Origin of the sequence: [Clostridium] aminophilum (assembly GCF_900101295.1) — a bacterium.
GTDB classification, from domain to species: Bacteria; Bacillota; Clostridia; order Lachnospirales; family Lachnospiraceae; genus Clostridium_R; species Clostridium_R aminophilum_A.
This window is the reverse complement of sequence record NZ_FOIL01000075.1, coordinates 1-11003: the sequence shown is the minus strand read 5'-3', so window position 1 is coordinate 11003 and position 11003 is coordinate 1. Positions and strand designations below refer to the sequence as shown.

The 11003-nt window shown below is 54.3% G+C and carries 10 protein-coding genes and 1 riboswitch; of the genes, 9 read left to right on the top strand and 1 reads right to left on the bottom strand.

Going from position 1 to position 11003, the window contains the following annotated elements; all coding sequences use genetic code 11:
* The first annotated feature begins 25 nt into the window (after positions 1-25).
* The 5 genes from BMW41_RS15480 (at position 26) to BMW41_RS13105 (ending at position 5556) form a co-directional block, all read left to right on the top strand.
* Positions 26-139 carry a zinc-ribbon domain-containing protein gene (locus BMW41_RS15480; protein ID WP_074650595.1) on the top strand — a complete coding sequence of 38 codons (114 nt, stop codon included), beginning with the start codon at positions 26-28 and terminating at the stop codon, positions 137-139.
* Between the two features lie 233 nt (positions 140-372).
* Positions 373-759, top strand: a complete 387-nt coding sequence (locus BMW41_RS13120) for a thioesterase family protein (RefSeq protein WP_074650590.1) — start codon at positions 373-375, stop codon at positions 757-759.
* Positions 760-967: 208 nt separating this feature from the next.
* Entirely contained in the window at positions 968-2263 is a 1296-nt protein-coding gene (locus BMW41_RS13115; protein ID WP_074650593.1) for a dihydroorotase, read from the top strand.
* A 42-nt stretch (positions 2264-2305) separates the two neighbouring features.
* Complete coding sequence (malQ, locus tag BMW41_RS13110; RefSeq protein ID WP_074650592.1) at positions 2306-3883, top strand: 4-alpha-glucanotransferase; 1578 nt, start codon at positions 2306-2308, stop codon at positions 3881-3883.
* A gap of 35 nt (positions 3884-3918) precedes the next feature.
* Positions 3919-5556 carry an ABC-F family ATP-binding cassette domain-containing protein gene (locus BMW41_RS13105; RefSeq protein WP_074650588.1) on the top strand — a complete coding sequence of 546 codons (1638 nt, stop codon included), beginning with the start codon at positions 3919-3921 and terminating at the stop codon, positions 5554-5556.
* On the opposite strand, the gene BMW41_RS13100 is transcribed toward BMW41_RS13105, so the two are convergent.
* Positions 5553-5939, bottom strand: coding sequence for a helix-turn-helix domain-containing protein (locus tag BMW41_RS13100; protein WP_074650587.1), 387 nt, complete (start codon positions 5937-5939; stop codon positions 5553-5555). The genes BMW41_RS13105 and BMW41_RS13100 overlap by 4 nt on opposite strands.
* A 243-nt stretch (positions 5940-6182) precedes the next feature.
* Between BMW41_RS13100 and BMW41_RS13095 the strand changes: the two genes are divergently transcribed.
* The 4 genes from BMW41_RS13095 to BMW41_RS13080 all read left to right on the top strand — a co-directional run bounded on the left by BMW41_RS13095 (position 6183) and on the right by BMW41_RS13080 (position 10907).
* Positions 6183-6941: an exodeoxyribonuclease III gene (locus tag BMW41_RS13095; protein WP_074650585.1), complete on the top strand. Its 759-nt coding sequence runs from the start codon at positions 6183-6185 to the stop codon at positions 6939-6941.
* 51 nt (positions 6942-6992) lie between these two features.
* A complete protein-coding gene (locus BMW41_RS13090) occupies positions 6993-8945 on the top strand; it encodes an alpha-amylase family glycosyl hydrolase (RefSeq protein WP_074650584.1) in 1953 nt (650 codons plus the stop codon).
* A gap of 29 nt (positions 8946-8974) precedes the next feature.
* Positions 8975-9092: riboswitch (FMN riboswitch) on the top strand.
* A 226-nt stretch (positions 9093-9318) separates the two neighbouring features.
* Positions 9319-9936, top strand: a complete 618-nt coding sequence (locus tag BMW41_RS13085; RefSeq protein WP_031471928.1) for an ECF transporter S component — start codon at positions 9319-9321, stop codon at positions 9934-9936.
* Between the two features lie 158 nt (positions 9937-10094).
* On the top strand, positions 10095-10907 hold the full coding sequence (locus tag BMW41_RS13080) for a creatininase family protein (RefSeq protein WP_074650582.1): 813 nt from the start codon (positions 10095-10097) through the stop codon (positions 10905-10907).
* Positions 10908-11003: the final 96 nt, after the last annotated feature.

Here is an 11003-nt window from a genome sequence, read left to right as displayed (position 1 = left end):
AGAGGCAGAGCCGGAGAAATCGGCGATTCCGGACCGGATTCCGCGCTACTGCAGCACCTGCGGCACCGAACTTTTCGAGGGGATGCGCATCTGTCCGAAATGCGGCAGAAAGCTGAACTGGTACAAAACGGAGAGATAAGCACTGTTAACATTAAGTTTTTATTTCATAGGAATTTCTCCGAAATTCCCTATGAAATAAAACGCTCCGCGAGGATGCGCACGCCGCTGTAAGGAAGCTGTCACCTAACGGTGACCAGCGGCGGCGCGCAAAGTCCGCGGGGCTCCCCTCAGGACTGAGGGGATAGGGGAGCCGAAGTCCGCTTGCGGACTTTGTTCTAGAAAGAAACAGATTCTTAAGGAGGAAAAAGCATCATGATCGAGACAGGAATCAAGGGCAGACAGGAGACGATCGTTACCGAGGAAAATTCCGCGAAGGCAGTCGGAAGCGGAACACTGCTGGTGTTTGCGACACCGGCGATGATCGCTCTGATCGAAGAGACAGCATGGAAATCGGTCGCTTCTTCTCTGGGGGAGGGCGAGGGAACCGTCGGCACGAAGCTTGATGTCGCGCACATCTCTGCCACTCCGGTGGGAATGAAGGTATGGTGTGAGACGGAACTGACCGAGGTGGACCGCAGAAGACTGGTATTCACCGTTGCCGTTTATGACGAAAAGGGCAAGATCGGCGAGGGAACTCACGAGCGGTTCATCATCAGCAACGAAAAGTTTATGGAGAAGGCGAACGCAAAGAAGGCGTGAGACTCCGGACTGTATGATGGAAGGCGCGATGCCGCGCGGTATGTGGCCGGCGGTGAGCGCTTTGCAGCTCACAATCGAATCCTGCCTGATTCAGGGAGTAAACGGGCCGTCCGCCGTCGGCGGGCGGCAAAATGTGTCCGGATATGACAGGAATGAAGAAGCCGGACGTGACATCGGACGGCCGGAATGCCGGAAAGGAATCGAAGAGATGCTTTGGATAAAGAACAGCCGGGTGATCGATCCGGAAAGCGGAACAGACCGCGTGACGGATCTGTTTCTGGACGGCGGGGAGATCGCCGGAATCGGCGAAGAGGCCGTGGAAATGGCCCGGAAGGCCATATCCGGGGGAAAAAAGGTGCAGGAGATTGACGGAACGGGTCTGGTGACGGGCCCGGGTTTGATCGATGTTCATGTTCATTTCCGCGATCCGGGTCTGACATACAAAGAGGATATTCTGACCGGAAGCGAGGCGGCCAAAGCCGGCGGTTTTACGACGGTCGTTCTGATGGCCAACACCAAGCCCACGGTTGATACGCCGGAGACTTTGAAGTATGTGCTGGATAAAGGGAAAGAGACCGGCATTCACGTTCTCAGCTGCGCCAACGTCACGATGGGAATGCGTGGACAGGAGCTGACGGATATGGAAGCGCTGGCGGAGGCAGGAGCGGCCGGATTTACGGATGACGGTATTCCGATCCGGGACGGAGAAATGCTCCGGCTTGCCTTTGAGAGGGCGGCCCGGCTCGGACTTCCGGTGAGTCTTCACGAGGAAGATCCGGCATTTATCCGCAACAACGGAATCAACCGCGGCCAGGTCTCCGAGGAACTCGGAATCGGCGGATCTCCGGCGATCGCAGAGTATTCCATGACAGCCCGGGACTGCGCGATTGCACTTGAAACCGGTGTCAGTCTGGATATTCAGCACATTTCCTCCGGGAAGACGGTGGAAGTGCTCCGGGCGGCAAAGAAGATGGGCGTCCATGTCTGGGGAGAGGTCACCCCGCATCATTTTACTCTGACCGATGAGGCGGTTCTGAAATACGGAACTCTGGCGAAGATGAATCCGCCGCTTCGGACGGAAGAGGATCGTCAGGCGATCATTCGCGGCCTTCAGGACGGAACGCTGGACATGATCGCGACGGATCATGCACCTCACTCCGATGAAGAAAAGAGCCGGCCGCTGACCGAGGCGCCGAGCGGCATTACCGGTCTGGAGACCAGCCTGATGCTGGGCGTGACGGAACTGGTAAAAAAAGGATATCTCACCTATCCGCAGCTTTTTGAGAAGATGAGTCTGAATCCGGCAAGACTTTATCGGCTTCCGGGCGGACGCATCGCGGAGCATGCACCGGCGGATCTGGTGATGTTTGATGACTGCCGTGAATACACGGTGGATCATTTTTATTCCAAGGCAAACAATTCGCCGTTCCGGGGGTGGAAACTCTTCGGACGGCCGATACGGACCATTTGCGGCGGAAAGGTAGTCTACTGTGCGGAAAAATGATAGTATATGTTCTTCCGGAGCGAAAAAGCGGAGGTAAAGCATATGACGGCAGCAGATCTTGGAAAAGAATGCCTCACAGAATCGCCGGCAGTTTCGCCGGCAGAGCCGTTAGACCGGGGCGCCGGCATCCTGATGCCGGTGAGCTCGCTTCCATCCCCTTACGGAATCGGAACCATGGGGCAGGCGGCACTGGATTTTATTGACCGGCTGAGTGCGGCCGGACAGCGGTACTGGCAGGTTCTGCCTCTGGGCCCCACCGGCTACGGGGACAGCCCGTATCAGGCATTTTCGGCTTTTGCCGGGAATCCGTATTTCATCGATCCGGATCTTCTGGTGAGAGACGGACTTCTCACAGAGGAGGAAATCCGGAGTTTTGCCTGGGGCGATGATCCGTCGAAGGTCGATTACGGGAAGATTTATGATGGGAGATTTGCGCTCTTCCGGAAGGCATACGAGCGTTGGAAAGCGGTGCGCACGGCGGAAAATGCCGCGGAATACGAACAGTTTCAGAAAGCACAGGAATTCTGGCTGGATGACTATGCTCTTTATATGGCCTGTAAAAAGGATTCCGGTGATCTTCCCTGGACAGAGTGGGAAGACGGCCTTCGGCTGAGAGATCCGGAGGCGATGGACCGGTTCCGCGCGGAGCATGAAAGCGATATCGAATACTGGAAATTCCTTCAGTTTGTATTCTTTGGACAGTGGAAAAACGTGCGGACATATGCGGGAAGCCGTGGAATCCGATTGATCGGCGATATGCCGCTCTATGTGGCGCTGGATTCGGCAGACTGCTGGAGCCGAAGCCGGTATTTCCAGACCGACCGTCAGACGAGACTGCCGCGGGAAGTGGCCGGCGTGCCGCCGGATGCATTTTCCGAGGACGGACAGCTCTGGGGAAACCCTTTGTATGACTGGGATGAGATGGAGCGTGACGGTTTCCGGTGGTGGAAAGAGCGGATCCGCGCCAACGCGGAACTCTACGATGCCGTGAGGATCGATCATTTCATCGGAACAGTCCGGTATTATGCCATTCCGGTCGGCGAGACGACCGCGAAAAACGGAACCTACCGGAAGGGGCCGGGGGCGGCGCTCTTTACGGCGCTTCTGAAAGAACTGGAAGGAACCGGGACAAAGATCATCGCGGAAGATCTTGGCGTTTTTGTGCCGGAGGTCGAAGCGCTTCTCCGGCAGTTCGGATTTCCCGGCATGAAGGTGCTGGAATTCGCCTTCGGAGGGGACCGGAAGAATCCGCATCTTCCGATGAACTATACAGAGAACTGCATCTGCTATGGTGGAACGCATGACAATGAGACCATGGCCGGATATTTCCTGTCCGGGCAGAGGCCGTGGTGGGAAATGCAGTATGTAAAGGATTATCTGGGCGTGACGGACGAAAACCGTCTGATGGATATGCTGTTCCGCGCCGGTTACGGCTCGGTGGCGTCCGTCGTCATTTTCCAGATGCAGGATGTGCTCGGACTGGATAACCGTGCGCGCATGAATACGCCGGGAACCTTTGGGGACAACTGGTGCTGGCGCATGCTGCCGGGTGCATTTACCGATGAGAGAGTCGGATATCTCGCGGGGCTTGCCGATATCTACGGGCGAAAACCGCAGTAATAATATACAGATAGTTAGAGAGGAATCAGAACAAAATGATTAGTACAAGCAATATTTCACTCCGTGTAGGAAAGAAGGCGCTGTTTGAGGAGGTCAACATCAAGTTCTCCGAGGGCGAGTGCTACGGCCTGATCGGCGCCAACGGTGCCGGAAAATCCACTTTCCTCCGCATCCTTTCCGGTCAGCTGGAACCGACCAGCGGAGAGGTTGTCATCACACCGGGACAGAGACTTTCCTTCCTGCAGCAGGACCAGTTCAAGTATGATCAGTATCCGGTTCTGGATACCGTTATCATGGGAAACAAGCGTCTGTATGACATTATGAAGGAGAAGGATGCCATCTACGCAAAGGAGGATTTCACCGAGGAAGACGGTGTCAAGGCAGCGGACCTGGAGGCGGAATTTGCCAATATGGATGGATGGAACGCCGAGTCGGATGCGGAGAGCATGCTGAACGGCCTCGGTATCGACACCGAACTTCATCAGAAGCAGATGAGTGAGCTGAACGGTGCGCAGAAGGTCAAGGTCCTTCTGGCGCAGGCACTGTTCGGCAACCCGGATATCCTTCTTCTGGATGAGCCGACCAACCATCTGGATCTGGATGCGATCGGATGGCTGGAAGAGTTCCTGATCAACTTTGAGAACACGGTCATCGTCGTATCCCATGACCGTTACTTCCTGAACAAAGTCTGCACACAGATCGCGGATATCGACTACGGCAAGATCACGCTCTATGCCGGAAACTATGATTTCTGGGTTCAGTCCAGTCAGCTCATGATCCGTCAGATGAAGGAAGCAAACAAGAAGAAAGAGGAGAAGATCAAAGAGCTGCAGGAGTTCATCCGCAGATTCTCCGCGAATGCGTCCAAGTCCAAGCAGGCGACTTCCAGAAAGCGCGCGCTGGAAAAGATCGAGCTGGATGACATCCGTCCGTCCAGCCGTAAGTATCCGTATATTGACTTCCGCCCGGAGCGTGAGATCGGAAATGATGTCCTGACGGTCACAAACCTGACCAAGACGGTAAACGGCCGCAAGGTTCTGGACGGCGTATCTTTTACCATCAACCGCGAGGACAAGGTTGCACTGGTGGGCCCGGATGAGCTGGCAAAGACAACGCTGTTTAAGATTCTGACCGGTGAGATCGAGCCGGATGAGGGAGATTTCAAGTGGGGGCTGACGACATCACAGGCGTATTTCCCGAAGGACAATACCAAAGAATTCGCCAACGAAGATACGATCGCAGAGTGGCTGACACAGTACTCTCCGGTGAAGGACGCGACATACGTCCGCGGATTCCTCGGAAGAATGCTGTTTGCCGGCGAGGACGGCGTAAAGAAAGTCAAAGTTCTTTCCGGTGGTGAGCGTGTTCGCTGCATGCTGTCCAAGATGATGATTTCCGGGGCCAATGTCCTGATGCTGGACGAGCCGACCGACCATCTCGACATGGAATCCATTTCTGCACTCAACACCGGAATGATGAAGTTCCCGGGCGTTCTGATCTTCTCATCCCGTGATCACGAGATCGTTCAGACGACCGCAAACCGTATTATTGAATTCATCGGCGGAAATATCATTGATAAGATCACCGATTACGATTCCTACCTCGACAGTGATGAGATGGCGAGAAAACGTCAGGTTTACACCGTGACCGAGGATGAGGAAGCAGACGATTAACACGAAAGTTTCGGACATTCATCCGGCTTAAGAAGATAGAAGACAAGAAAACGGTCGTGGTCGGAAAGACCGGTCAGACCGTGCAGAACTTCCCTCAGGGAGAGATCCCCGGCGAAGGGAAGATTCAGCATTTCCTCATCTCTGGAGTTTGGTAGTCCGAGGAGCCGGTCGGAGGAAACGCCGTAGTATTTTGCGAGGGAAACCAGGTGGCGGATCGGAAGCTCAAGCTTGCCGCACTCGTACTTGGAGTAGACCTGCTGTCGGATGTGAAGCAGGTCTGCCACTTCTCGCTGCGTGAGATGGCGGCTCTTGCGGATGCTCTTCAGACGCTCGGTGTCGGCGTGGATTCGCTGGCTGCTGTCTGTGGTGCATAGATAATGCATAGTGTGATACCTCCATTGTTTTATTTTGTGAATTATTGAAAGAACAATGAGCTTGTAAGAAAAAACAGATGATGCAGACGGTTTGTTTTCCTGTTAACATGAATGTAGAATTAATTGGCTTATAAGTCAAATGAGAATTAAGACATTTTCTTGCAAAAAATAAACCATATTGGAACAAAAAACGAAAAAAGCGACATGAAAGACAACCGGTTACTCTTCTGAGGATTGTAAAGAGGTGAGATGATGAAAAAATATGTTTCGTGGAATGTCAACGGACTTCGGGCATGCGTCGGAAAAGGCTTTCTGGATGCGTTTCATGAGCTGAACGCCGACATTTTCTGCATTCAGGAGAGCAAACTCCAGGAAGGCCAGATTGACCTGGACCTTCCGGGATATCATCAGTACTGGAATTACGCCGAGAAGAAGGGATATTCCGGCGTGGCACTGTTCAGCCGGGAAGAACCGCTGGCGGTGACCTGCGGCCTCGGGATTGAAGAACATGATCATGAGGGGAGAGTCATCACGGCGGAATATCCGGAGTATTATTTTGTGACCTGCTATACACCGAATTCCAAAGATCAGCTGGCAAGGCTGGACTACCGCATGACGTGGGAGGATGCCTTCCGGGAATATCTGAAGAAACTCGATGCGTCAAAGCCGGTGATCTTCTGCGGCGACCTGAATGTTGCCCATGAGGAGATTGATCTGAAGAATCCGAAGACAAACCATAAGAATGCCGGTTTCTCGGACGAGGAGCGGGGGAAGTTCTCGGAACTTCTCGCTGCCGGTTTTACGGATACCTGGCGGTATTTCGAGCCGGATACGGAGGGAGTTTATTCCTGGTGGTCCTACCGTTTTAAGGCCAGAGAGAAGAATGCCGGCTGGCGGATCGACTATTTCTGTACGTCCGACCGGCTGAAGGAGAAACTTCGCGGGGCAAAGATCCATACGGAAATCTTCGGATCGGATCACTGCCCGGTGGAACTGGAGATCGACCTGTAATTCTCTTCGGGGAACGGACAAAATATCAGGAGACCGGAAAGGAGGCGGCATATGGAGAAGAAGGATATCCGGATCGCCGTGTCATCGGACCGGAATTTTACTCCGGGCGTCACTGCGATCCGCGGCGGCGCACACATCTGCACCGGGCTTTCCGGGGATAAGCCCGGCGTTCTGCTTTACCGGGACGGAAAAAAAGCAGGAACGCTCCGGTTCACGGAGGAAATGCGGACCGGGGACATTTACACGGCGGATCTTCTGACGGATCATCCGGAGGAATACAGCTATCTTCTGACAGATGGGAAAACGGCGAAGACAGATCCGTGGGGACGGTTCTACCCGAAGAAAAAGCGGTGGGGATCGGAGCGGAATTACGGTCACGCGGTGCCGTCACTGCTTCTCGGAAAAGAACTGGACTGGTCGGGAGACCGGGCGCCGGGAACTCCGCTGTCGGAGACGGTAATCTACCGCCTTCATGTGCGCGGATTTACAAAACATGCTTCCTCCGGCCTCGGGAAAGAGGCGGGAACATTCCGGGGACTTATCCGGAAAATTCCGTATCTGAAAGACCTCGGGATCACGGCGGTGGAACTGATGCCCTGCTATGAGTTTCAGGAGATCATCACCGCGCCGGTTCCGGTTGACTGCAGGTTTGACCCGAAGACGAGGACACTCGGGAAAATGATCCGCAAGCCGACGGGAAAGCGGAATTACTGGGGATATTCGGAGGAGAACTGCTATTTTGCGCCGAAGGCGGCTTATGCGGCCGGTGAAGACGGCCGAAATGAATTCTGTGAGATGGTGAAGGCGTTCCACCGGGAGGGCATCGAGGTCTACATGGAATTCTATTTTCCGGCGGGAACACCGCAGACGCTGATTACCGAGACGGCCCGGTTCTGGGTCTGCGAATATCATATCGACGGAGTCCGTCTTTCGGGAGCCGCTCAGCCGGCGCCGCTTCTGAACGATCCGGTTCTTTCGGAGACAAAGATCTTTGCACTCACAATGGACGGCGCGGGAATTCCGGCGGGATCTTCGGGTCGGAACGCAGCCTTTTTTGCCATGGATGCGGACACCGGCCGGAAAGACGATGAAAAGCAGGGACGCCGAGCAGCGGAATACAATGACGGATATCTCTGCGATATGCGCCGGGTTCTTCGGGGCGATGAAAACCAGATGCAGCGTCTGATGGACCGGATCTGTGCCAATCCGGACGGATACGGAACCGTCAATTACATGGCGAACACCAACGGTTTCACCATGGCAGACATGGTCTCTTATGAGGAGAAACACAATGAAGCGAACGGGGAGAACGGAAAAGACGGGCCCCGGGACAATGTGACATGGAACTGCGGTGAGGAAGGCAAAAGCCGCCGTGCGGCGGTGAACGGCATCCGGGAGAGGCAGCTGGACAATGCGTTCCTGATGCTGTTTCTGAGTCAGGGAATCCCGCTGATTCTGGCGGGAGACGAGTTCGGCAACTCCCAGAACGGAAATAACAACGCCTACTGTCAGGACAATGCCACGTCGTGGCTGAACTGGACGGATCTGAAAAAACATGCCGAACGGCATCATTTCGTCCGGGAGCTGATCCGGTTCCGGAAAGAACACCCGGTATTTCACCGGGAAGAGAAGCCAAGTCACTGCGATCTGCGGGGGTTCGGCCTTCCGGACATCTCGTTTCACGGGGTGAATGCATGGTATCCCGAGACCGACGGTCCGCACCGCCAGCTCGGCATCCTGTATTGCGGCGATTACGCGAAAAGGCCGGACGGAACAACGGATGACACCTTTTATGTGATGTTCAATATGCACTGGATCTCACATAAATTCGGCCTTCCGACGCTGCCGGACAAAAAACGGTGGATCTGCGTGAGCGATACCGGAAGGAAGAATTCGGATGCGGCCGAAACCGTGATGCCCCTTGCGGAGGGGTATCTCACGTATGTGCTGAAGCCAAGGTCGATCGTAATTCTGAAGGCTATTGACAGCGGCACGGCTTTATGATAATTTTGGAAAAGAAAACAGAATACACATAAGTTCTTCGGGGCAGGGTGAAAGTCCCTACCGGCGGTAAAGTCCGCGACCTGCGAAAGCAGTTGACCCGGTGTGATTCCGGGACCGACAGTATAGTCTGGATGAGAGAAGAAACTGGAGTGATTCATGACGCTGCGCCTGTGCGCGGCGCGATGGAAACAACGTTCCGGATCTCAGATTCCCCGTGAGTCTGAGGTCCTTTTTTACATCATTCGGAAAGTTTTCCTGAATTTTCAGATGATATAAAACGCTCCGCCGTGATGCGTTTCGGCGCGTTCCGCGGCGGCAGAGGAACTGCTCCTGACGGAAGAATTTATGCAGTACCCGAAAGGAGAATATGATTATGAGAACAGACAAATGGAGTGTACAGAAGATGATCCTCACCGCGATGCTTGCAGCCGTGTCCGGTGTGCTGATGTCCCTGGAGTTTGCCCTGCCGATGATGCCGCCGTTTTACAAGGTGGATTTCAGTGATGTTCCGTCCCTGATTGCAGTATTTCTGCTCGGCCCGCTCTCCGGATTTGCGGTGGAAGTATTAAAGCTGGTGATCAAGCTGGTTACGGTCGGCACGAACACGATGTATGTCGGCGAGGTGGCAAACCTGATCTCAACCATGCTCTACATCTTCCCGCTGTACATCATCTATAAGAAACTCGGAAGCACACGCCGTTCTGCTGTGATCGGCATGGCAGCGAGCATTGTGATCCGCACGGCCTGCGCCTGCGCAGTCAACGCGTTTGTCACACTTCCGCTGTATGCGACAGCCATGGGCGTTTCTCTCGATCAGGTTGTTCAGATGGTTGCATCGGTCAATCCGGCAATCCATGATCTGAACGGCTTTATCGTGATGGCAACGGTTCCGTTCAATATCATCAAGATCGGTCTGAACTACGTGATCGGCTATCTGATCTACAGCCGCCTTCTGGCAGCAAAAGTCGTTACGGATGTGAAGACGGTCTGAGAAAACATCATCCATCATGAAATGTAAACCGGGCATTCTCAATCCGCAGTCGGATCGGGAGTGCCCGATTGTTTTGTGCGGAAGCGCACGCCGCTGAAGCAAAACGCTGAACTTGAAGAAAAATCGTGAAGAGGGTTCTGACTTGTGGGAGGAAAAATATGATCCGGTATTACAGAGATTTGACGAGGAAAGAGATGGAAGCCGTTGACAGGGAGCGGACCGTTGTGATGATCCCGGTGGGTGCGATCGAGCAGCACGGAAGCCAGGCGCCGCTCGGCACCGATATGATGATCGCGGAAGCAATGCCGGAGTACATCCGAAAGGAGATGGAACTGGAGGATCCGGATTATCCGATGCTGATTTTTCCGGTGATTCCGGTGGGTCTCAGCGTGGAACACCTGAATTTCTGCGGTTCGGTGTCGTTTAAGCCGGATACTTATTACCATCTGATCTATGATATCGCAGAGAGCATTGCGCATCATGGTTTCCGGAAGATTGCATTTCTGGTTTGCCATGGCGGAAACCGGCCGGTGTTGGATGTGCTTTCCCGACAGCTCCGCCACGATTTCGGGATTTATCCGTTTGTGCTCGCGTCGGGGGCATTTCTCCATCCGGAAGTGCAGGCAACCATCTCTCCGGAGAATTCATGGGATTTTCACGGAGGGGAGATGGAGACCAGCATGGTGATGGCAATCCATCCGGAGACGGTGAAGCTAAACCTGTCTGAAACCGGATATAAGCGCGGCGGATATGCCGGACAGAAGGCGATCAATTTCTCGAGTGCAGCAGCGCTCAACTGGATGGGCGAGGATCTTCAGACAGAAGACGGCCGTCCCATCGGGATTGGTGGAGATCCGCGGGGAGCGACCGCTGAAAAAGGTGAAATCATATTCCGCAGAAGTGCGAAGGAATTGATTCCGGCGCTTCTCTCCATCCGTGACTGGAAGATGGAACCGCAGCAGAAACGATAAGAACAAAGTCCGCAAGCGGACTTCGGCTTCCCCATCCCCTCAGTCCTGAGGGGAGCCCCGCGGACTTTGCGCGCCGCCGCTGGTCACCGTTAGGTG

Excerpts from the sequence above, each read along its gene's own strand:
- BMW41_RS13120 (WP_074650590.1), top strand. The coding sequence starts at position 373 with ATGATCGAGACAGGAATCAAGGGCAGACAGGAGACGATCGTTACCGAG.
- BMW41_RS13115 (WP_074650593.1), top strand. The coding sequence starts at position 968 with ATGCTTTGGATAAAGAACAGCCGGGTGATCGATCCGGAAAGCGGAACA.
- malQ (WP_074650592.1), top strand. The coding sequence starts at position 2,306 with ATGACGGCAGCAGATCTTGGAAAAGAATGCCTCACAGAATCGCCGGCA.
- BMW41_RS13105 (WP_074650588.1), top strand. The coding sequence starts at position 3,919 with ATGATTAGTACAAGCAATATTTCACTCCGTGTAGGAAAGAAGGCGCTG.
- BMW41_RS13100 (WP_074650587.1), bottom strand. The coding sequence starts at position 5,939 with ATGCATTATCTATGCACCACAGACAGCAGCCAGCGAATCCACGCCGAC.
- BMW41_RS13095 (WP_074650585.1), top strand. The coding sequence starts at position 6,183 with ATGAAAAAATATGTTTCGTGGAATGTCAACGGACTTCGGGCATGCGTC.
- BMW41_RS13090 (WP_074650584.1), top strand. The coding sequence starts at position 6,993 with ATGGAGAAGAAGGATATCCGGATCGCCGTGTCATCGGACCGGAATTTT.
- BMW41_RS13085 (WP_031471928.1), top strand. The coding sequence starts at position 9,319 with ATGAGAACAGACAAATGGAGTGTACAGAAGATGATCCTCACCGCGATG.
- BMW41_RS13080 (WP_074650582.1), top strand. The coding sequence starts at position 10,095 with ATGATCCGGTATTACAGAGATTTGACGAGGAAAGAGATGGAAGCCGTT.